19 protein-coding genes and 1 pseudogene are annotated in these 20,983 nt (G+C 43.5%); 17 read left to right on the top strand and 3 right to left on the bottom strand.

The genetic code is table 11. From position 1 onward, the window contains the following. The first annotated feature begins 3 nt into the window (after nucleotides 1-3). The 4 genes from icmF (at nucleotide 4) to CJ483_RS12245 (ending at nucleotide 6,123) form a co-directional block, all read left to right on the top strand. On the top strand, nucleotides 4-3,273 hold the full coding sequence (icmF, locus tag CJ483_RS12260) for a fused isobutyryl-CoA mutase/GTPase IcmF (RefSeq protein WP_120035339.1): 3,270 nt from the start codon (nucleotides 4-6) through the stop codon (nucleotides 3,271-3,273). Between the two features lie 211 nt (nucleotides 3,274-3,484). After that, a complete protein-coding gene (locus tag CJ483_RS12255; protein ID WP_120035337.1) occupies nucleotides 3,485-3,706 on the top strand; it encodes a hypothetical protein in 222 nt (73 codons plus the stop codon). 91 nt (nucleotides 3,707-3,797) lie between these two features. Then, complete coding sequence (gene rpoE, locus CJ483_RS12250; RefSeq protein ID WP_120035335.1) at nucleotides 3,798-4,328, top strand: DNA-directed RNA polymerase subunit delta; 531 nt, start codon at nucleotides 3,798-3,800, stop codon at nucleotides 4,326-4,328. 196 nt (nucleotides 4,329-4,524) lie between these two features. Continuing rightward, the gene (locus tag CJ483_RS12245) at nucleotides 4,525-6,123 is read left to right on the top strand and encodes a CTP synthase (RefSeq protein WP_120035333.1); all 1,599 of its coding nucleotides are present in this window, start codon (nucleotides 4,525-4,527) and stop codon (nucleotides 6,121-6,123) included. A gap of 64 nt (nucleotides 6,124-6,187) precedes the next feature. Here the strand turns inward: CJ483_RS12245 and CJ483_RS12240 are convergent. After that, nucleotides 6,188-7,338 (bottom strand): IS3 family transposase gene (locus CJ483_RS12240; RefSeq protein WP_120035330.1). Its coding sequence is split into 2 segments (ribosomal slippage): nucleotides 6,188-7,065 and nucleotides 7,065-7,338, totalling 1,152 coding nucleotides; the frame shifts between segments, so codons are not numbered across the junction. Between the two features lie 123 nt (nucleotides 7,339-7,461). After that, nucleotides 7,462-7,983 carry a DUF2529 family protein gene (locus tag CJ483_RS12235; protein WP_120035328.1) on the bottom strand — a complete coding sequence of 174 codons (522 nt, stop codon included), beginning with the start codon at nucleotides 7,981-7,983 and terminating at the stop codon, nucleotides 7,462-7,464. Nucleotides 7,984-8,172: 189 nt separating this feature from the next. Here CJ483_RS12235 and CJ483_RS12230 point away from each other — a divergent pair, with 189 nt between their 5' ends. The 13 genes and pseudogenes from CJ483_RS12230 (at nucleotide 8,173) to CJ483_RS12170 (ending at nucleotide 20,122) form a co-directional block, all read left to right on the top strand. Beyond that, nucleotides 8,173-8,535 (top strand): response regulator, encoded by a 363-nt coding sequence (locus CJ483_RS12230; RefSeq protein WP_120035326.1) that lies wholly within the window; start codon nucleotides 8,173-8,175, stop codon nucleotides 8,533-8,535. A 120-nt stretch (nucleotides 8,536-8,655) separates the two neighbouring features. Further along, nucleotides 8,656-9,518, top strand: a pseudogene (locus CJ483_RS12225) (class II fructose-bisphosphate aldolase). 85 nt (nucleotides 9,519-9,603) lie between these two features. Beyond that, nucleotides 9,604-9,744 (top strand): hypothetical protein, encoded by a 141-nt coding sequence (locus CJ483_RS24525; RefSeq protein ID WP_182917038.1) that lies wholly within the window; start codon nucleotides 9,604-9,606, stop codon nucleotides 9,742-9,744. A gap of 104 nt (nucleotides 9,745-9,848) precedes the next feature. Beyond that, the gene (gene fsa, locus CJ483_RS12220) at nucleotides 9,849-10,496 is read left to right on the top strand and encodes a fructose-6-phosphate aldolase (protein ID WP_120035324.1); all 648 of its coding nucleotides are present in this window, start codon (nucleotides 9,849-9,851) and stop codon (nucleotides 10,494-10,496) included. A 119-nt stretch (nucleotides 10,497-10,615) separates the two neighbouring features. After that, nucleotides 10,616-11,902, top strand: coding sequence for a UDP-N-acetylglucosamine 1-carboxyvinyltransferase (locus CJ483_RS12215; RefSeq protein WP_120035322.1), 1,287 nt, complete (start codon nucleotides 10,616-10,618; stop codon nucleotides 11,900-11,902). Nucleotides 11,903-12,007: 105 nt separating this feature from the next. Then, on the top strand, nucleotides 12,008-12,973 hold the full coding sequence (gene glpX, locus CJ483_RS12210) for a class II fructose-bisphosphatase (RefSeq protein ID WP_120035320.1): 966 nt from the start codon (nucleotides 12,008-12,010) through the stop codon (nucleotides 12,971-12,973). A gap of 365 nt (nucleotides 12,974-13,338) precedes the next feature. Then, the gene (gene rho / locus CJ483_RS12205; protein WP_120035318.1) at nucleotides 13,339-14,622 is read left to right on the top strand and encodes a transcription termination factor Rho; all 1,284 of its coding nucleotides are present in this window, start codon (nucleotides 13,339-13,341) and stop codon (nucleotides 14,620-14,622) included. Between the two features lie 136 nt (nucleotides 14,623-14,758). Then, the gene (rpmE, locus tag CJ483_RS12200; protein ID WP_120035316.1) at nucleotides 14,759-14,965 is read left to right on the top strand and encodes a 50S ribosomal protein L31; all 207 of its coding nucleotides are present in this window, start codon (nucleotides 14,759-14,761) and stop codon (nucleotides 14,963-14,965) included. A 103-nt stretch (nucleotides 14,966-15,068) separates the two neighbouring features. Then, nucleotides 15,069-15,686, top strand: coding sequence for a thymidine kinase (locus CJ483_RS12195; RefSeq protein ID WP_120035313.1), 618 nt, complete (start codon nucleotides 15,069-15,071; stop codon nucleotides 15,684-15,686). A 547-nt stretch (nucleotides 15,687-16,233) separates the two neighbouring features. Next, nucleotides 16,234-17,304, top strand: coding sequence for a peptide chain release factor 1 (prfA, locus tag CJ483_RS12185; protein ID WP_120035309.1), 1,071 nt, complete (start codon nucleotides 16,234-16,236; stop codon nucleotides 17,302-17,304). Between the two features lies 1 nt (nucleotide 17,305). Next, nucleotides 17,306-18,163, top strand: a complete 858-nt coding sequence (gene prmC / locus CJ483_RS12180) for a peptide chain release factor N(5)-glutamine methyltransferase (RefSeq protein ID WP_120035307.1) — start codon at nucleotides 17,306-17,308, stop codon at nucleotides 18,161-18,163. A gap of 59 nt (nucleotides 18,164-18,222) precedes the next feature. Next, on the top strand, nucleotides 18,223-18,849 hold the full coding sequence (gene spoIIR, locus CJ483_RS12175) for a stage II sporulation protein R (protein WP_120035304.1): 627 nt from the start codon (nucleotides 18,223-18,225) through the stop codon (nucleotides 18,847-18,849). A 226-nt stretch (nucleotides 18,850-19,075) separates the two neighbouring features. Further along, a complete protein-coding gene (locus tag CJ483_RS12170; protein ID WP_182917160.1) occupies nucleotides 19,076-20,122 on the top strand; it encodes an L-threonylcarbamoyladenylate synthase in 1,047 nt (348 codons plus the stop codon). 55 nt (nucleotides 20,123-20,177) lie between these two features. Here CJ483_RS12170 and CJ483_RS12165 read toward each other — a convergent pair whose 3' ends face one another. Next, nucleotides 20,178-20,951 (bottom strand): DUF3891 family protein, encoded by a 774-nt coding sequence (locus CJ483_RS12165; RefSeq protein WP_120035299.1) that lies wholly within the window; start codon nucleotides 20,949-20,951, stop codon nucleotides 20,178-20,180. Nucleotides 20,952-20,983: the final 32 nt, after the last annotated feature.

The following is a 20,983-nucleotide window of genomic DNA, read 5'->3' as shown; positions in this document are numbered from 1 at the left end:
GAAATGAGTCAGACAGTGGGGGTTTATCAACCAAAACATCATATTCGTTTTGTGACAGCTTCCAGCCTTTTCGACGGGCATGATGCATCGATTAATATTATGCGCCGGATTTTGCAGGCGAGCGGTGCAGAAGTGATTCACCTCGGCCATAATCGTTCGGTCGAAGAGGTTGTAAATGCTGCTATCCAGGAGGATGTACAGGGGATTGCTATCTCCTCTTATCAGGGCGGCCACGTGGAATACTTTAAGTATATGCATGATCTGTTAAAAGAAAAAGGCTGCCCGCATATCCGAATTTACGGAGGTGGAGGCGGCGTTATCATTCCTCGGGAAATAAAAGAGCTTCATGATTATGGGATTGCGCGGATATTTTCACCTGAGGATGGCCGGATTAATGGTTTGCAAGGCATGATCAATATCATGCTGAAAGAATGTGATTTTTCTACTGTATCTGGCAACCTGGGAGAAGTCATTAACAAGCTGCCAGACGGGGATATTACGGCTGTGTCAAAATTGATTTCACTAGCGGAGAATCAAATAGGGGCTAATAAGGAAGAAAAAGCCGAAGCAGCTGCTGCGTTTGAACAAATTCAGTCTTTAAGCAATGAAGCCCCAGTCATTGGTATCACCGGGACAGGTGGTGCAGGGAAAAGCTCTTTGACCGATGAACTGATCCGCCGCTTCCTCAATGAATTGTCCGACAAAAAAATCGCTATTTTATCTGTTGATCCAACAAAGCAAAAAACAGGCGGTGCGCTACTTGGTGACCGTATTCGCATGAATGCCATTTTCTCTGACCGGGTGTTTATGCGCAGTCTTGCTACCCGAAATTCCCGTTCTGAGCTTTCACTCGCTATGAAAGATGCGATCCGTGTTGTAAAAGCAGCTGGTTATGATCTTGTCATTGTAGAAACGAGCGGAATCGGGCAAGGAGATGCAGAAATTACTGAAATTTCCGATTTGTCCATGTATGTAATGACGAGTGAGTTCGGGGCACCTTCCCAGCTTGAGAAGATTGATATGATTGATTATGCTGACTTAATTGTTATTAACAAGTTCGAAAGAAAAGGTTCGGAGGATGCTAAACGCCAGGTACAGAAGCAATATCAGCGCAGCCGCAACCTATTTGATGAGCCGCTCGATCATATGCCGGTCTATGGAACGATTGCCAGTCAGTTCAATGACCAGGGCACGAATGCTTTATTTGCCGCACTCGTAGAAAAGATTAATGAAAAAGCTGGCACCGACTGGAAAGTATCCTTCAGTAAAGAAGTAGATGTGGAAAAGCAAAACGTTATTATTCCTAATGATCGTCGCTACTATTTGAGAGAGATTGCTGAAACGGTGAGGCGCTATCATCAAAAAGCAGAAGAACAGGAACAAATTGCCCGCCGGCTGTTCCAGCTTGAGGGGGCATTAAAGGAAGCGAGAGCCAACGGCGCTGGCGAAGAAGTCATTCGATCGCTTGAAACATTTAAAGCGGCTGTTGAGGAGCAGCTGACCGCTGAATCGAAAAAGATCCTTGCCGGGTGGAAGGAGTTAAAAGAGACATATGCGGCTTCTGAATACGTCACCAAAATTCGTGACAAAGAAATAGTAACAGAATTGACAACAACGAGCTTATCAGGACTTAAAATTCCTAAAGTGATGCTGCCGAAGTTTGTTGATTACGGAGAGATTCTTCGTTGGGTATATAAAGAGAACAGGCCAGGTTTCTTTCCCTACACAGCCGGTGTTTTTCCGTTTAAGCGGAAAGGAGAAGACCCTAAACGGCAGTTTGCAGGGGAAGGCACGCCCGAAAGAACCAATCGCCGCTTTCATTACTTGTCCAAAGATGATGCAGCAAAGCGGTTAAGCACGGCTTTCGACTCGGTTACCCTGTATGGGGAAGACCCGGATCACCGCCCGGATATTTATGGGAAAGTCGGCGAAAGCGGCGTGAGTATCTGTACGCTGGAAGATATGAAAAAACTGTACGCCGGTTTTGACCTTTGTCATCCGTCTACCTCGGTCTCCATGACGATCAACGGGCCCGCACCGATTATTTTGGCGATGTTTATGAACACGGCAATCGATCAGCAGGTAAAGCGGAAAGAAGAAGAGCTTGGCCGCATACTTACAATTGAAGAATTTACCGATGTGCGGGCTGAAACGTTAAAAACAGTTCGAGGAACCGTGCAGGCTGATATTTTAAAAGAGGATCAGGGGCAAAATACATGCATTTTTTCCACGGAATTTGCTCTGCGCATGATGGGAGATATCCAGCAATATTTCATTGATCATTCGGTTCGCAATTACTATTCTGTCTCGATTTCCGGCTACCATATTGCTGAAGCCGGAGCCAATCCGATTTCCCAGCTTGCTTTTACCTTGGCGAATGGCTTCACTTATGTAGAGTATTATCTAAGCCGCGGCATGGCGATTGACGATTTTGCACCGAACTTGTCTTTCTTTTTCTCAAACGGTCTAGATCCGGAATATACAGTAATTGGCCGCGTTGCCCGAAGAATCTGGGCAGTAGCGATGCGTGAGAAATATGGTGCCAATGAGCGGTCGCAAAAGCTTAAGTATCATATTCAAACATCCGGGCGCTCACTCCATGCGCAGGAGATTGATTTTAATGATATTCGGACGACACTGCAAGCGCTAATGGCTTTGCAGGATAATTGTAATTCACTTCATACAAATGCTTATGATGAAGCTATCACTACACCTACTGAGGAATCAGTGCGCCGTGCTATGGCGATTCAGCTCATTATTACAAAGGAGCATGGATTATCAAAAAATGAAAACCCAATGCAAGGTTCCTTCATCGTTGAAGAGTTGACAGACCTTGTAGAGAAAGCCGTGCTGCAGGAATTTGAGCGCCTGGATGATCGAGGGGGCGTGCTTGGGGCAATGGAGACTCAGTATCAGAGAGGGAAGATCCAGGAAGAGTCGATGCACTATGAAATGTTGAAGCACACGGGTGAATTGCCAATCATTGGTGTTAATACTTATCTGAATCCAAATCCGCCATCCGAAGAAGAGATCAATAGCATGGAATTAGCAAGAGCAACGAAAGAAGAGAAAGAGCATCAGATCAGTGAGTTGCATGCGTTCCAGCAAAAGCATGAACAGGAGGCCGAGCGAGCGTTAAAACGGTTGAAGGAAGCTGCTGTGAATGGGGGGAACATTTTTGCTGAACTAATGGAAACAGTAAAAGTTGCCAGCCTTGGGCAAATTACAACAGCTCTCTATGAAGTAGGCGGACAATATAGAAGAAATATGTGAGTAACAACAGCCGTGGAAGAAACAGGTATTCTCTTTCACGGTATTTTTTTCACGAAGAAAGATTATAATTGTAAAATAAAGGGTAACGTAATGGGGAAAAGACCGCTTTTATACATTCATGATGTAAAGTTTTTTACATGATCACTTATTTTCTTTTATAATGTTTACCAGAAAGTATACAATAAGGGAAGGGTAAAAGGCGGGATGTGGAATGATGAAGCAGTGGTTGAACTATATATGGCTAGGCGCCTGTGTGCCCGCAGCTTTTTGGCTTTATCAGATCCAGCTTGGAGCCATCCCTTTTATTTTATTGTCATTTTTTCTATTTTATCGGACATATGTGGAAATGAAGAAGAAAAGTTTGGCAGAAAAGCCGTCTGAAGAGGACGTGTCGAAAAAGGCGGACAAAAAAAAAGCGGAAATCGTTACATAAATATGGCATAATGAAAGCGTCGATGTTTATAATGGTGAATATGACCTTTTCACTCCAGTGGAGTGCGTAAATAGAGAAGGGAAGTGCGGATGTGAATTTGAAGCAACTATCTAAAGAAGAATTGAAGGAAATGTCCTTTATTGAAATTGCTTACGCTCTTTTAAAAGAAAGCAAAGAACCGGTAGTATTTCAGGACATGCTTTCTCAAATTCAGCAATATCAAGAATTGAGCGATGCCGAGTTAAAATCGCGAATGATCCAATTCTATACTGACCTGAATATCGATGGCCGGTTTATTACATTTGGAGAAAATCGCTGGGGTTTGCGTGCTTGGTATCCAGTCGATCAATTAGAAGAGGAAGCTACACCGACTGTAAAAGCGAAAAAGAAGAAAACGAAGAAAGCAGCAAAAGAAGAACCAGACTTCGATGAAGACGAATTGGATGAAGTGGACGAACTTGAAGAAGATCTCGATTTTGAAGATGAGGATCTCGAAGATCTTGATGAAGTAGAAGAGCTTGAAGATCTGGATGAGTTGGATGAAGATGACGAATTCGAAGATGATCTTGGCGAAGAAGATGAGTATGATTTGGACGACGATGAGGAAGAAGATTTAAAATAAAGAAAATTAATCTTTTCTTGACTTCCTTTATTTCAAATTGTAGTATTTTATTTGGGCTCTTTAAAGAGACGTTTTTATGCTTATAACGCTCCCTTTACTTTTAAGTAATTGGGGCGTTTTTGTTTTTTGCCCCGATAAAATAAGTGTATTCATTTAATAATATAAAGAAACAATAGATTGAAGGGGGCTTTTCAAGTTGACTAAATATATTTTTGTAACAGGCGGGGTTGTTTCTTCTCTCGGTAAAGGGATCACAGCTGCTTCCCTGGGACGCTTGTTAAAAAATCGTGGATTAAAGGTGACTATTCAAAAGTTTGATCCATACATTAACGTCGATCCGGGAACAATGAGTCCCTACCAGCATGGAGAAGTATTCGTTACTGACGATGGAGCAGAAACAGACTTGGATTTAGGGCACTACGAGCGTTTCATCGATATTAATTTAAATAAGTACAGCAATGTCACTACAGGCAAGATTTATTCAACAGTCTTGCGCAAAGAACGCCGTGGTGAATATTTGGGTGGTACGGTTCAGGTCATTCCGCATATTACGAACGAAATTAAAGACCGTGTGTTCCTTGCAGGCAGAGAAACAAAAGCTGACGTTGTTATTACAGAGATTGGCGGAACAGTAGGGGACATTGAATCCTTGCCATTCTTAGAGGCTATCCGTCAAATCAAGAGCGATGTCGGTGCCGATAACGTAATGTATATCCACTGTACGCTTATTCCATATTTGAAAGCTGCCGGTGAAATGAAAACAAAGCCGACACAACATAGTGTGAAAGAGCTTCGCAGTCTTGGAATTCAGCCAAACATTATCGTTGTTCGTACGGAGTTGCCTGTTTCACAGGAAATGAAAGATAAGCTAGCTCTTTTCTGCGATATTGCTCCGGAAGCGGTTATTGAAGCAATGGACGCCGATACTCTTTATGCTGTCCCACTTTCTCTTCAAGAACAGAAAATGGACGAGCTTGTCTGCCGTCATTTAAAACTTCAGTGCCATGATGCGGAAATGGATGACTGGAAAGCGCTCGTGGATAAAGTACGTACTTTATCGAAAAAGACAAAAATCGCGCTTGTCGGTAAATATGTAGAACTACAAGATGCTTATATCTCAGTTGTAGAAGCTTTGCGTCATGCCGGTTACGCATTTGACGCGGATATTGAAATTGACTGGATCAACGCTGCTGAACTAGTCGCTGAAAATGCGGAAGAGCGCTTGAAGGGTGCAGACGGCATTCTCGTTCCAGGCGGTTTTGGAGATCGTGGTATTGCTGGTAAGATTGAGGCAATTAAATATGCTCGTGAAAACAAGATTCCGTTGTTTGGTATTTGTCTTGGCATGCAGCTTGCTTCTATTGAATATGCAAGAAACGTTGCTCAATTAGAAGGTGCCAACTCATCTGAAATTGATCCAACAACTCCATATCCGATCATCGACTTGCTGCCAGAACAAAAAGATGTTGAAGATCTTGGCGGAACGCTTCGTCTTGGCTTGTATCCATGTAAATTACAAAAAGGAACAAAGGCTTATGAAGCTTATCAAGATGAAGTCGTTTACGAACGTCATCGTCACCGCTATGAATTCAACAATGAGTTCCGTGAAGCAATGGAGAAAAAAGGCTTTGTTTTCTCTGGTACAAGTCCAGATGGCCGTCTCGTGGAAATCATCGAGCTTGCTGATCATCCGTGGTTTGTAGCAGCTCAGTTCCATCCGGAATTTACGTCACGACCAACTCGCCCGCAGCCGCTTTTCCGTGCATTCATTGAAGCGACTTTGGCTAATAAATAAGAAAGAAAAAGCCTTTAAAGCATGGGGACTGACCCCTATTTTTGAGACAGGGGTCAAAACACCTTTAAGCAGCCAGCTGCCGATACTTGACCGGTGGCTGGTTGTTTAGTTTCGCTTGAATACGGATATGGTTATAATAGTGAATATAGTTTTCGACAGTTTGCACTACGATGGCCGTCGTAGTGCTTCTCAACTCGTCGAGATAGAACGTTTCAGACTTTAGCGAGGAATGAAACGATTCGATGGAGGCATTATCAGAGGGTGTCCCTTTCCGGGACATACTTATGGTAATGCCTTTTCCTTTGACTGCCTGTTGATAAGCATAAGATGTGTAAACAGATCCTTGGTCACTGTGCAAGATACACCCTTTGGGGAGAGGGGGCAGCTGGGTCAGCGTATGCAGCACGAAATCTGTGTTTTGGTAGCTTCCTATAGAATAGGCAATGATTTCGCCGTTAAATAAATCCTGGATACTTGAAAGATACAGCTGTTTCTGGCCAAAAGGCAAGTATGTAATATCTGTGACGAGCTTTTGAAGAGGCTGATTTGCCTGGAAATCTCCTTTTAACAGATTATCGGAAATATGACAGGGCTGTCCTGTTCGTTTGCGTTTCTTCACCTTTACCCGGCATTGCCAGCCATACTTTTGCATCACACGCTGTACCGCTTTATGGTTAATAGACATCTCTCGTTTTAATAAGGCTGTGATTTTACGATAACCGTATCGAAACTTATGATCCCGGCACAACGTGCCGATTTTTCGTTCAACGATCTGCCTGGATGTTTCTTCCCGGCTCCTGCTCTTCCAGCGATAATAAGTGGATCTAGCAATGCCAAGATGCCGGCATATCTCCCTGACGGGCATGCTGGTTTTGAGTTCTTTCACTAATTCTACGGCTGTTTCTGGGACCACTTCCTCTCCAATTCTTTGTACTTTTTTAGTACTTCAATCTGTTGTTTCAGATACCGATTTTCTGCCTTCAACTTCTCCGCTTCACTTTCATGCTCAGTCCCTTTTCCAAAGGAATACTGCTTGCCTACTGGCTGTTCAAATCGATGAAACTCTCCTGCTTTATACCATTTCATCCATGTTTTAAGTTGTGTCTTATTTCGAATGTTTAATTCCTTCAAGACTTCTTTAACCGGCACCCCAGACAATCTCATTTTTACAGCCTTCATTTTTACTTCCGCTGGATAACTGACTCTTGTACCCATAGAAAAACACCTCCAAGTTACTTTCGAGTATTCCATACCCGTTTTCAACTTAAAGGTGTTTTTTTATTTGTCTCACTTTATGGGGTCAGTCCCCATGTGTGCTTTAAAGGCTTTTTTCATTGTTTAATTTTGTTCCTGCAAAATTTCATCGATGGTAAGCTTAAGGGAAAAGTAAATATATAGGGCAGCGAGACTAGAAGGAAAGCCTGTGCGGCCGCCATTTTCGTCAGGAAGAAGCCCTTTCGTAACCTTTGTATTTATAAACACATCGGCTTTTTCGTGAAGTGAGTGCTCTTTCTCGGGCACAAGTCCGGCTATTGCAACGAAGGGAATGCCTCGTTCCTCAAGAGCAGCAGCTAAAGCTACAGCTTCGGAGTCATGGGAAAAACGGCTAACGAGAAGCACCCGGTCACTTTCTGTTATGTTATCGGCGGCTTCAAACGATTGGAAGCAGGAGAGCGCTTCAGCTCCGGCCGTTGCTTCTGCCTCTACGGCTTTCATTTCTTCAAATCCTTTTATATAAACTCGTCCCTCTCCGATTACTGCCTGGGCCAGAAGGCGGGCGCCATCTTCCATTTGTTCCGCTTCTTTATCGGCAATCCGTTGGAAAAGACCATTTAATTGAGTGGTAAACATTTTTAACATCGTTCGTCCTCCTTAATCGTGAAGTATATTATACATGTCTTTTAACTCGGGAGCAAAAGTCATAAATTATTTCCGTAAGCAGGAATTTCGAGTGTCGAACAAGAATTAAACATAGAGCAAGAAATAGTCAGTTGTTTTAAACCATACATAACATAATAGAAAGACAATTAAGATCAGGGGGAGAGGCAATTGAGTGGGAAAATACTTATTGTAGACGATCAATTTGGTATACGCATTTTACTAAATGAAGTTCTTCAAAAAGAGGGGTACGAAACATTTCAGGCAGCGAATGGCATACAAGCTCTCGAAATTGTAGATAATCATTCACCTGATTTAGTGTTGTTGGATATGAAAATTCCAGGAATGGACGGCATTGAAATTTTAAAACGTATGAGGGAAAAAAATAAAAGCATCCGTGTCATTATTATGACGGCCTACGGAGAGCTGGATATGATTCAAAAAGCAAAGGATCTTGGGGCGCTCACGCACTTTGCCAAACCATTTGATATTGATGATATCCGCACAACAGTAAAAGAATACATATTTTCCTAAAGGATAACCGGCTGCTTTTCCATTGGTAAAGGGCCGGTTATTTTGGTATGATACAAATGTAAATTTATTCGTAAGTGTATACTAAGATGTGTACTTAGTTCATCGAGGAGGAAAATAATCATGCCTTTAGTTTCCATGACAGATATGCTAAATAAAGCAAAAGAAGAAAAGTATGCTGTTGGACAGTTTAACATCAACAACCTTGAATTTACTCAAGCTATTTTGCAGGCGGCTGAAGAAGAAAAGTCTCCAGTCATTCTTGGGGTTTCTGAAGGAGCAGCCCGTTATATGGGTGGTTTCAAGTTTGTCGTTGCTATGGTAAAGGCCCTAATGGAAGAGTATGAGGTAACCGTTCCGGTAGCTATTCATCTTGATCACGGTTCCAGCTTTGAAATGTGTGCCAAAGCAATTCAAGCAGGCTTCACTTCCGTTATGATCGATGGCTCTCATCATCCATTAGAGCAAAACATTGAGCTAACAAAAAAGTAGTAGAGCTTGCCCACATTCACGGTGTATCTGTTGAAGCAGAGCTCGGCCGTATTGGCGGACAGGAAGATGACTTGATCGTGGAAGATGCGGAAGCTGCTTATGCCATTCCGGCAGAGTGTGACCAATTAGTCCGTGAAACAGGTGTGGATTGCTTTGCTCCAGCTCTCGGTTCTGTTCATGGTCCATACAAAGGCGAGCCGAAATTGGGCTTTGACCGCATGGAGGAAGTAATGAACTTGACCGGCGTTCCACTCGTACTTCACGGGGGTACTGGTATTCCAACAAAAGACATTCAGCGTGCGATCTCCCTTGGAACAGCAAAAATTAACGTTAACACAGAAAACCAAATAGCATCAGCAAAAACGGTGCGTGAAGTCCTCGCTGAAAAACCAGATCTATATGACCCACGTAAGTACCTAGGACCTGCACGCGAGACAATCAAAGAAACCGTTAAAGGAAAAATGCGTGAATTTGGTTCCTCTGGAAAAGCGTAAAGCTTATTTATCCTATAAAGATGCATAAAAGAAACCGCCTTATTGAAGTAAGGCGGTTTCAATTTAGAAAAGCGGAAGCGCCCGAATGGCTCCGACAAGCATAAGATGGGCCGGCGAAGTGGCACCTTTCAGCCACACAGCTGGGCCAACTTATGACCTCGAGGAGCAGGCGCTGCAGCTGGACAATAGAAAAGCGGAAGCGCCCGAATGGCTCCGACAAGCATAAGATGGGCCGGCGAAGTGGCTTCTTTCAGCCATACAGCTGGACGAACTTATAACCCTGAGGAGCAGGCGCTACAATAGCCAACTAATTAAAGGAGAGATTATATAATGAAATTATTCATCGATACAGCTAACATGACAGAAATCAAAGAAGCCCATTCCTGGGGCATTCTATCAGGTGTGACAACAAATCCATCTTTAGTGGCGAAGGAATCTGTTCCTTTTGAAGAGCGCTTAAAGGAAATTACTGATTTGGTGAGTGATTCAGTCAGCGCTGAGGTGATTGCGCTTGATGCAGAAGGAATGATCAAAGAAGGCCGTGAATTAGCAAAGATTGCACCGAATATCACGGTAAAAGTTCCGATGACAGCAGAAGGATTAAAAGCGGTTTCTGTTTTCGCTAAAGAAGGTATTAAAACGAATGTAACGTTAATTTTCAGCGCAAACCAAGCATTGTTAGCAGCGAGAGCAGGCGCTTCTTATGTTTCGCCATTTTTGGGACGTCTTGATGATATCGGCCATAATGGATTGGATCTTATTGAAACGATTGCTTCTATTTTTGCTATTCACGGCATTGATACAGAAATCATTGCTGCTTCTATCCGCCATCCACAACATATTACAGATGCAGCTTTACGTGGCGCCCACATTGCAACTGTACCATTTAAAGTGCTGAAGCAAATGTTTAACCATCCGCTAACAGATAAAGGAATTGAGGCGTTTTTGGCTGATTGGGATAAACGTCAAGTAAAATAAAACATTTTTTACATGTTTTTACTTCAGTGGGATAAACTATATTTAGTGAAAATAGTCAGCGTATGATGAAGCAGTTCTTTTTCGATGCTTAGCCAGTGCGTGAAAGAAGGGAGCATAAAATGGAAAAGCTGAAGATTGTGGGAGGACGTCCGTTAAAAGGCACAATTAAAGTAGATGGAGCCAAAAACAGTGCAGTTGCTTTAGTGCCAGCTACTATTTTAGCGGAATCTCCAGTAACAATTGAAGGAATGCCCGATATTTCCGATATTCATATACTGAAAGGATTGCTCGAGGAGATCGGCGGAAGAGTCACTTTTAAAAATGGTGAAATGATTGTCGATCCAACGAGTATGGTGGCCATGCCTTTGCCAAATGGTAAAGTAAAAAAGCTGCGTGCTTCCTATTATTTAATGGGAGCCATGCTCGGAAAGTTTAAAAAAGCGGTAATCGGCTTGCCGGGTGGCTGTCATTTAGGGCCACGGCCGATTGATCAGCATATTAAAGGATTTGAAGCGCTTGGAGCGGAAGTAACAAATGAGCAGGGAGCTATTTACTTGCGGGCGAATGAGCTAAGGGGAGCCCGGATTTACCTGGATGTTGTCAGTGTCGGCGCTACCATCAATATTATGCTGGCTGCTGTCAAGGCAAAGGGGCAGACTGTTATTGAAAATGCTGCAAAAGAGCCAGAAATTATTGATGTAGCCACCCTGTTGAATAACATGGGAGCTAAAATTAAAGGAGCAGGCACCGACATTATTCGTATTGAAGGCGTGGACAAGCTCGATGGCTGCCGCCACACAATTATCCCCGATCGAATTGAAGCAGGAACATTTATGATTTTGGCAGCTGCAGCAGGAGATGGTATCGTGATTGACAATGTCATCCCGCTTCATCTGGAATCGCTAACCGCCAAGCTGCGAGAAATGAATGTCCCCGTAGAAATAGGAGATGACAAAATTTTTGTAGGCCGAGCGGATAAGCTTAAGGCTGTTGACGTAAAGACGCTTGTATATCCAGGATTTCCGACCGACTTACAGCAACCCTTTACCTCACTTTTAACAAAAGCAGAAGGTTCTTCTATTGTTACGGATACGATTTACTCTGCCCGTTTTAAGCATACCGATGAGCTGCGAAGAATGAATGCAATCATGAAAGTGGAAGGAAGATCGGCTGTTATTAATGGACCTGTCCAGCTCCGAGGAGCGAAAGTGAAGGCGAGCGACTTGCGGGCAGGGGCTGCTCTCGTGATTGCCGGCTTGATGGCTGAAGGGTTAACAGAAATAACAGGGCTTGAGCATATTGACAGGGGCTACAGCATGCTTGTGGAAAAACTCAGCCTCCTCGGTGCAGAGCTCTGGCGCGAAGGCTTGTCAGAAGAAGATATAGGACAAATGAAAAGTGGCTGAATTCTTCCCCCTCATTTCCCGTTAATGTGTTACAATATATATGTTAATTAGGTTATACTTTTAAAGTTATTAAATTGCAGCTCTAATACGGGAGGAAAATATAAGATGGAAAGAAGTTTATCAATGGAGCTTATCCGGGTAACGGAAGCAGCTGCTTTATCTTCTGCACGCTGGATGGGGAGAGGGCAGAAGATGGAAGCGGATGATGCGGCAACTACTGCTATGCGCGACGTGTTTGATACCATTCCGATGAAAGGAACGGTTGTAATCGGAGAAGGCGAAATGGATGAAGCTCCGATGCTATATATCGGTGAAAAGCTCGGAACAGGCCATGGTCCTCGAGTAGATATCGCAGTCGATCCGCTGGAGGGTACCAACATTGTTGCATCAGGTGGATGGAATGCATTGGCTGTTCTTGCTATAGCAGATCATGGCAACCTTCTGCACGCTCCTGACATGTACATGGACAAAATTGCGGTAGGACCTGAAGCTGTAGGGCAAATCGATATCAATGCATCCGTTCTCGATAATTTAAAAGCTGTCGCTAAAGCGAAAAATAAAGATATCCAAGACGTGGTAGCCACAGTGCTAAATCGTCCACGCCATGAAGATATCATCGCCCAGCTTCGTGAAGCAGGTGCGCGTATTAAATTAATTGAAGACGGCGACGTAGCAGCCGCGATCAATACTGCTTTTGATCAAACAGGCGTCGATATTTTATTCGGTTCCGGAGGTGCTCCTGAGGGAGTCATCTCAGCGGTAGCGTTAAAATGTCTTGGCGGAGAGATCCAAGGAAGATTGCTTCCGCAAAATGATGAAGAAATCAAGCGTTGCGAAAAAATGGGCATCGATTTGAAACAAGTACTTCGTATGGAAGACCTCGTACGTGGGGACGATGCAATTTTTGCAGCAACAGGCGTAACAGATGGTGAGCTGCTGCGTGGTGTTCAATTTAAAGGTTCCTATGGACAGACTCATTCTGTCGTTATGAGAGCAAAATCTGGTACGGTTCGTTTTATTGATGGCCGTCACAGCTTGGAGAAGAAGCCGAACTTAGTTATGAAGCCTTAACATATAAAGAAACTGTTTTTATTTAATTCATTCAACAGCACGGAGCGGGCTTATGCCGGGAGTGACCGGCTCTTCAGCCTGCCTTTGCTGTTTTTCAACGCCACTCACAATATTGCCCAGAAAATGTGTATCAACGCAATATTCCCTCCTTTTTTATTCAATTATTGCGGCAATTACCCTAACAGGTTAAAATAGATATTATTTTAAAGAAAAGCAGAGCCGATGCCTAGAGCAATTAGCATAGGACAGGCTCGGAAAGCATATAACGGCCTAGATTCGAACCCGAATAAGGCGCAGCTAAATAAAGAAAGAACGGCTCATCTTACTTACATAGGGTGAGAATTAAATAAAAGTGTGGTGCCGAAATGGAAGAACTAACAATTTCTTATTTAGAGAATTTAAAATTAAAGGAACTTTACGAGCTTGCGCGTACGTACAAGATTTCTTATTACAGTAAGCTAACGAAAAAAGAATTAATTTTTGCTATTTTGAAAGCGCGCGCAGAGGAGCAAGGCTTCTTTTTCATGGAAGGCGTTCTTGAGATTATTCAGTCTGAGGGCTTTGGATTTTTAAGACCGATTAACTACTCGCCAAGTTCCGAGGATATTTATATTTCTGCTTCACAAATTCGCCGATTTGATTTGAGAAACGGCGATAAAGTATCAGGTAAAGTACGTCCTCCGAAGGAAAACGAGCGTTACTATGGCCTCCTGCACGTCGAAGCAGTAAATGGGGACGATCCTGAATCTGCTAAAGAGCGTGTCCACTTTCCAGCATTGACTCCTTTATATCCGGATCGTCAAATTAAGCTTGAAACCAGTCCAAAAAATCTTTCCACAAGAATCATGGATTTAATTTCTCCTGTAGGTTTTGGTCAGCGGGGATTAATTGTGGCACCGCCAAAAGCAGGAAAAACGATCTTGCTGAAAGAGATTGCTAATTCTATCACTGCCAATCATCCAGAAGCAGAGTTAATCGTTCTGCTGATTGATGAACGTCCGGAGGAAGTAACTGATATTGAGCGGTCTGTTCAAGCAGAAGTTATCAGTTCAACGTTTGATGAAGTGCCGGAAAATCATATTAAAGTAGCGGAGCTTGTGCTGGAGCGAGCGATGCGTCTTGTAGAGCACAAGCGCGATGTAATTATTTTAATGGATAGTATTACAAGACTGGCAAGGGCATACAACCTTGTTATTCCGCCGAGCGGACGCACGCTTTCCGGAGGGATTGACCCAGCCGCATTTCACCGTCCGAAGCGCTTTTTCGGAGCAGCGCGGAATATCGAAGAAGGCGGCAGCTTGACGATTTTAGCAACGGCTCTTGTAGATACAGGTTCTCGTATGGATGATGTCATTTATGAAGAATTTAAAGGGACAGGAAATATGGAACTCCACCTCGACCGCTCGCTTGCTGAGCGTCGGATCTTCCCGGCTATTGATATTAAACGTTCTGGCACGCGTAAGGAAGAGCTGCTCATTGAGAAAGGTCAGCTTGATATGATCTGGTCTATCCGCAAGACGATGTCCGATTCACCAGATCTTGCCGAAAAATTCCTGCGTCGCCTGCGCCAGACGAAATCAAACGAGGACTTTATTGAGCAATTAGTAGAGGAAATTAAAGCAGGCGGTTCATCCAAACGGATTTTATAATTGGTATTTGATTTTTGGACAAATACTTGTTATAATAATACCAGTGTGTTCAGCCTATAAGTATGGAGAACTAACTCCGTACTTCGTATAGACAACTCTGTTTCAGAATGATTCAGGGCGGAAGGAGATGACAAGAATGAAAGCAGCTATTCATCCAGATTATAAAAAAGCAATGGTGAAATGTGCATGCGGCAACGAGTTTGAAACTGGTTCCGTAAACGAGGAAATTCGCGTAGAGGTTTGCTCTGAGTGCCACCCATTCTATACTGGCCGTCAAAAATTCGCTGATGCTGGCGGACGTGTTGATCGCTTCAACAAAAAATACGGCATGAAGAATAAGTAAGTTAAAAATGAAAACAGGCAAGGAGTTATTTATTAACTGCTTGCCTGTTTTTTGCCTTTTGGGACTATTTTTAAGAAGGAATGTTGAAAGTGAGGCTTGTTCAATGTATGTAATGAAACAAACCGGATGGGTGGAAGTGATTTGCGGCAGCATGTTCTCGGGAAAATCTGAAGAGCTGATCCGCCGTGTCAGGAGAGCGCAGTTTGCAAAGCAAGAAATCGTGGTGTTTAAGCCAAAAATCGATAATCGTTATAGCGAAGACTCAGTCGTTTCCCATAATGGATCTGCTGTGATTGCAGTACCGGTAGCAGAGTCGGCTGATATTTTAGCAGCTGTCTCGCCTGATGTGGATATCGTTGCGATTGACGAAGCTCAATTTTTTGATAAGGGCATTGTTTCAGCTGCCCAGTTGCTCGCCAACCGTGGACATCGTGTGATTGTAGCCGGCCTTGATCAGGATTTTCGGGGAGAGCCGTTTGGTCCGATGCCGGCATTAATGGCGATTGCTGAACTCGTTACAAAGCTTCAAGCTGTTTGCACGGTCTGCGGATCACCAGCTAGCCGGACACAGCGTTTGATTAATGGACAGCCGGCGGGATATGACGATCCCATTATCTTAGTTGGAGCCGCTGAAAGTTATGAAGCGCGCTGCCGCCACCATCACGAAGTGCCGCTTACCTCTGTACATAAGCAGAAAGCAGCTGTTGAAAAAACCCAATAGGTTTTAGCCTGACTACAAATTCATAGAGGGCGTCCATCGGACGTCCTCTTCTTCTTTTTAGAAAAAAACAATGCTTTTCCAGATAAACTGCCTTTTATTCCAGATAATATAGGTGTTTCTTATGAAAAAGTATACACAATTCCAGATAACAGCTTCTTTTCCGGGAAAAACGTATTGTCGGTAAAAGGTGAACCAGTCCATACGCCGCGAATCAAGCACCTCCGCTTTTCTCTTGTCCAGCTGAGCCTCCTTGCCCCTCGAGGACATAAGCCGATCTGGTTGTGTAGCTAAAGAACGCCACTTCACCATTTCGTCTTATGCTTGTCGGGGGAGTACAGTCGGCTCCGCTTTTCTTTTGTCCAGCTGCGGACGCTAGTGCGTACGGCGGTTTCGAAATACCTAAAGAAGTCAAAGAACGACTCCTTTAGGTATTCCTCCAACCTTCTATCGTACTAGACAAGCACCCTCCGCTTTTTCTTTTTACATTGTGCTGGTTTTTTCGATATATTATAATGAAAACATTATGGACGAAATTTGAGGTGACATTATGTTTGACCGTTTACAGGCGGTGGAAGACCGCTACGAAAAGTTAAATGAACTGTTAAGCGATCCGGAAATTGTGAATAATCCTGGCAAGCTCAGAGATTATTCAAAGGAACAGTCTGACATTCAAGAGACTGTGCTTGTGTATCGTGAATATAAAGAAGCAAAGCAGCAATACGAGGATGCCAAGGCAATGCTTGATGAAAAGCTTGATGCTGACATGCGTGAAATGGTGAAAGAAGAAATAGGAGAGCTTGAAGATCAGCTCGAGCAGCTGGAAGAACGGTTGAAAATTCTTTTGATTCCAAAAGACCCGAACGACGATAAGAACGTAATTATGGAAATTCGCGGGGCAGCGGGCGGAGATGAAGCGGCTTTGTTTGCCGGTGACTTATATCGTATGTACAGCCGATATGCGGAGATGCAAGGTTGGAAAACAGAGGTCATTGAAGCCAACTCCACGGGCCTTGGCGGTTATAAGGAAATTATTTTCATGATTAACGGAAAAGGTGCTTTCTCCAAGATGAAATATGAAAACGGTGCCCATCGTGTGCAGCGTGTTCCAGAAACGGAATCAGGTGGACGGATTCATACATCTACAGCTACGGTAGCCTGTCTTCCAGAGGCGGAAGATGTGGAAGTGGATATCCACGACAAAGATATTCGAGTTGATACATTTGCCTCGAGCGGACCGGGCGGCCAAAGTGTTAATACGACGATGTCAGCTGTTCGTTTGACGCATCTTCCGACAGGGATCGTTGTTTCCTGTCAGGATGAGAAGTCCCAAATTAAGAATAAGGAAAAAGCGATGAAAGTTCTCCGGGCCCGTATATATGATAAGTTCCAACAGGAAGCCCAGGCGGAATATGACGCGCAAAGAAAATCGGCTGTCGGTTCTGGAGATCGCTCTGAGCGTATCCGAACATACAATTTCCCGCAAAACCGTGTGACTGACCACCGCATCGGTCTAACTCTGCAAAAGCTTGATCAAATTTTGGAAGGCAAGCTAGATGAAGTGCTAGATGCACTTATTATGGAAGAACAGTCTTCCAAGCTTGAGAATTTGCAGGATTAATATGACACAAAAAATATATGAGGCCCTTCGATGGGCTTCTTCTTTTTTAAGAGAGAAAGAGCGGGATGAGAATGCGGGAGAACTACTGTTGCAGCATGTTATGCAGATGAAACGCTCAGAGTTGCTGGCAAATATGCATGCGCAGCTGACAGGGCAGCAACAGCAAACCTTTAAGGAAATGGTCAGCCGGCATGGGGAAGGTATTCCCATCCAGCATATGATTGGGAGAGAAGAATTTTATGGAAGATCTTTCGCTGTAAACGGGAATGTGCTGATTCCCCGGCCGGAAACGGAAGAATTGATTTGGCATGCGCTAGAAGGGATAAGCGAGCATTTCCAAGAGGATCAGGAACTTGTAATGGCGGATATTGGGACGGGAAGCGGAGCTATCGCTATTACGATGAAGCTTGAACGTCCGCAGCTTACCGTGTATGCTTCGGATCTCTCGGAAAAAGCGCTGCAGACAGCCAAACAGAATAGCAGGACATTGCAGGCTAATATTCAGTTTTTGCATGGAGATTTGCTGGCTCCTTTCATTGAGGAGGGAATAAAACTGGATATTCTTCTGTCTAATCCTCCTTATATTCCGTTAACTGATAAAAAAGAGTTATCAACCGTTGTGGTTGATCATGAGCCGGAACTGGCTTTATTTGGAGGAGAGGATGGCCTTGATATTTACCGTCGGTTATGTGAACAGCTGCCCCATGTATTGAATGCAAAAGCATTGATTGGGTTTGAAATCGGAGCGGGCCAGGGAAAAGCGGTATCTGATCTTTTGCAAAGCGTTTTTCCAGAAGCGGTCATCAGCGTTAAAAATGATATTAATGGCAAAGACAGAATGGTTTTTGTGAAAATTTAATAGTTTCATTGTTTAAGTTTTTCTTTTCTGGACAGACTGATAGCCAGGAGGGGAAAATAATGAATAGATTAATTGCAGGCATTTATTTACTAATTTTATCAATCGGTACAATAATGAGTTTATATATTCCTGATCAAGCAGCAGAAGCGGAAGAAACCATCGTGATTCCAAAGGAAGCGATCAGGCTGAGAATTCTTGCGAATAGCGATAATGCGACTGACCAGGAACTAAAAAGAAAGATCAGAGACGATGTGAATAAAGAGATTACAAAGTGGGTATCCAATCTGGAATCTTTGCCGGAAGCCCGCCGTCTTTTAAAAAGCAAACTGCCGGAAATTCAAGAGATTGCTATAAAGCGTGCGAGGGAGGAAGGGATACAAACAAACATTAAGGTTAATTTTGGACAAGCAAAGTTTCCAACGAAGCTGTATGGGCAATTTCTTTACCCTGCTGGTGAATATGAGGCAATCGTTATTACAATTGGTGAAGGAAATGGGGCGAACTGGTGGTGTGTGCTCTATCCCCCGCTTTGTTTTCTTGATTTTTCAAATGGTACAGCCATTAGTCCCGGGGTGGAAGAGAACAACCACTCAGACCAGCAGAAAGTACCAGTCTATGCAGAAGGTGAGGAGCAAGTTCCAAAAGTAAAGTTCGCTATCGTTGAGCTTTTCAAGAAGAATAAGTAAAAAGTGAGGATGGCTTTTTCATCTTGTGGATAAAAATAATAACGATTGATTTTTCAGAAATTTATCCACATTTACCCACAGACTTATAAACAAAACTAAAAAAGTTATCCACACAATGTGGATAATGGGTATGATTTTGTGCATATCTTTCCAAAAGTGTCTGATTTATTAACAAGAAACACAGAAATCGTACAAAAAAAGAAGGAATGAAAGATAAATGAGCAAAATGCAAACAAAACATTGGTATGTGGATAAGGGTGTGGATTTTTTAGACACATATCCACAAATTGAGGAAGCAGCTGATTTATTAAAGCAAAATGAGGTGGTGGCTTTTCCAACTGAGACGGTATACGGACTAGGAGGAAATGCCTTATCAGATGAAGCGGCTGCTAAAATATTTGCTGCAAAAGGCCGCCCGGCTGACAATCCACTAATTGTTCACATCGCTTCAAAGCAACAGGTAGCAGACGTAGCGGTCAACATATCAGAAACAGCTGAACGATTAATGGAAGCCTTCTGGCCAGGTCCGCTCACTATTATTTTGGAAAAGCAGCCAAACCGGCTGTCGGAAGTGGTTACGGCAGGACTTGAAACGGTAGCGGTCCGCATGCCCGATCATCCTGTAGCCATGGCTGTCATCCGGGAAGCGGGCTTGCCAATTGCAGCACCGAGCGCTAATCGATCAGGCAAGCCGAGCCCTACTTCTGCAAAGCACGTACGAGATGATCTGGATGGAATGATTGCGGGAATTATAGATGGCGGCGATACTGGAGTAGGGGTAGAATCTACAGTTGTGGATTGTACAGGAGACATTCCTGTTATTTTGCGGCCAGGTGGCATTACAAAAGAAGAAATTGAGGAGGTTGCCGGGGAAGCTGGGATTGATGCGGCGTTGACGGATGCAAAGCAGCGGCCCAAGTCGCCTGGAATGAAATATAAACATTATGCCCCGGAAGCTCCTGTTTATTTGCTAGATGGCAGCCGTAAATGGATTCAGTCAAATATTGATGAGCAGCGGCAGCAAGGGAAAAAAGTTGGCGTGTTAACAACAGAGGAGAATCTCTCTTTCTACGAAGCGGATGTTGTTTTTCCATGTGGAAGCCGCCAGGATTTAAGAACAGTGGCGCATTCTCTTTACGATGTATTGCGCGCTTTTAATGAGACAGATGTAGATATTATCTATTCCGAAGTTTTCCCCACGTCGGGGGTTGGTTTAGCCATTATGAACCGGCTGGAAAAAGCAGCCGCTCACCGCTGGGTATGTGAAGAATAGAAAAAAGAGGAAACCGGATAGCGGCGACTGCCGCTTTTTCTGGTTTCCTTTTTAATTATTTATATGATGGCATGAGTTGAATGGGTGTTTCACAAAAGCTGGTTTTTTTATAGCTTTCAAGAAACCCTTGGGAAGCAATCTGGTCTTTTGACAGAGTCTTCTGTTTAAGTGTGATAAGAATTTTATCTCTAAAAGGGAAAGGGTCCATAGCGATGGTTTGTTTGTCTTGCCAATAAAGCTGAATGTTATCTTTCTCTATTTTGTTGAAGGCAGCAGAAAGAGGAATTCCTTTGCAAAAGAAGGGATGTTCCTGCTCTTTCGTTGTCCCGGGCTCGTTCAGACAAATATATAAAGAAAGATTATCCCCGAGCTGTAACAGTCTGTAATGTGAATCGGGCAAAGATGGGTCTGGAATTTTAAGAGAAGCAATGAGCCGCTCCCGGCGCTGTTCTTCATTTATTTGAAATGGTTTTACTTCATCTAAAGCCTCGTTTCTAAGAAAAGCCGAATAATGCATGCTGCATAAGAGAGCAGCGTAATGATCGTTTTTTTCCACCTCATCAATTCCTTGTTTGTAAAGTACAAGTTTTGGCAGCAGTGGAAAATCAACGAACGTATACGGGGCCTCTTTTTTATCATTCCAGAAGGGGTCTGTGTCAAATGGCTTCCAGCCGCAGTCGTGCTGAAAAATGGCATATTCGACGGAGCGCCTGAATTCTGGAGCAGAAAACAGTGAATCTTTCCAATAGGACATGATGATTCCAGAAATTTGTGCGTGATGATCCTGTTCAATTAATACAAATTCGTTCTTGCGCTCTCTAATGATCATTCGTGCTCACCCTCTCAAGTTTAGTATTTTTT

This window comes from Bacillus sp. PK3_68, from assembly GCF_003600835.1.
Taxonomy (GTDB): Bacteria; Bacillota; Bacilli; order Bacillales; family Domibacillaceae; genus Pseudobacillus.
This window is presented reverse-complemented; position numbering and strand designations above follow the sequence as displayed.

Coding starts and splice junctions, on each gene's coding strand:
- CJ483_RS12165 (WP_120035299.1), bottom strand. CDS start 20,951: ATGATCATTAGAGAGCGCAAGAACGAATTTGTATTAATTGAACAGGAT.
- rpmE (WP_120035316.1), top strand. CDS start 14,759: ATGAAAGCAGCTATTCATCCAGATTATAAAAAAGCAATGGTGAAATGT.
- rho (WP_120035318.1), top strand. CDS start 13,339: ATGGAAGAACTAACAATTTCTTATTTAGAGAATTTAAAATTAAAGGAA.
- prfA (WP_120035309.1), top strand. CDS start 16,234: ATGTTTGACCGTTTACAGGCGGTGGAAGACCGCTACGAAAAGTTAAAT.
- CJ483_RS24525 (WP_182917038.1), top strand. CDS start 9,604: ATGGCTCCGACAAGCATAAGATGGGCCGGCGAAGTGGCACCTTTCAGC.
- CJ483_RS12195 (WP_120035313.1), top strand. CDS start 15,069: ATGTATGTAATGAAACAAACCGGATGGGTGGAAGTGATTTGCGGCAGC.
- CJ483_RS12215 (WP_120035322.1), top strand. CDS start 10,616: ATGGAAAAGCTGAAGATTGTGGGAGGACGTCCGTTAAAAGGCACAATT.
- CJ483_RS12255 (WP_120035337.1), top strand. CDS start 3,485: ATGATGAAGCAGTGGTTGAACTATATATGGCTAGGCGCCTGTGTGCCC.
- CJ483_RS12170 (WP_182917160.1), top strand. CDS start 19,076: ATGCAAACAAAACATTGGTATGTGGATAAGGGTGTGGATTTTTTAGAC.
- icmF (WP_120035339.1), top strand. CDS start 4: ATGAGTCAGACAGTGGGGGTTTATCAACCAAAACATCATATTCGTTTT.
- fsa (WP_120035324.1), top strand. CDS start 9,849: ATGAAATTATTCATCGATACAGCTAACATGACAGAAATCAAAGAAGCC.
- glpX (WP_120035320.1), top strand. CDS start 12,008: ATGGAAAGAAGTTTATCAATGGAGCTTATCCGGGTAACGGAAGCAGCT.
- prmC (WP_120035307.1), top strand. CDS start 17,306: ATGACACAAAAAATATATGAGGCCCTTCGATGGGCTTCTTCTTTTTTA.
- CJ483_RS12235 (WP_120035328.1), bottom strand. CDS start 7,983: ATGTTAAAAATGTTTACCACTCAATTAAATGGTCTTTTCCAACGGATT.
- spoIIR (WP_120035304.1), top strand. CDS start 18,223: ATGAATAGATTAATTGCAGGCATTTATTTACTAATTTTATCAATCGGT.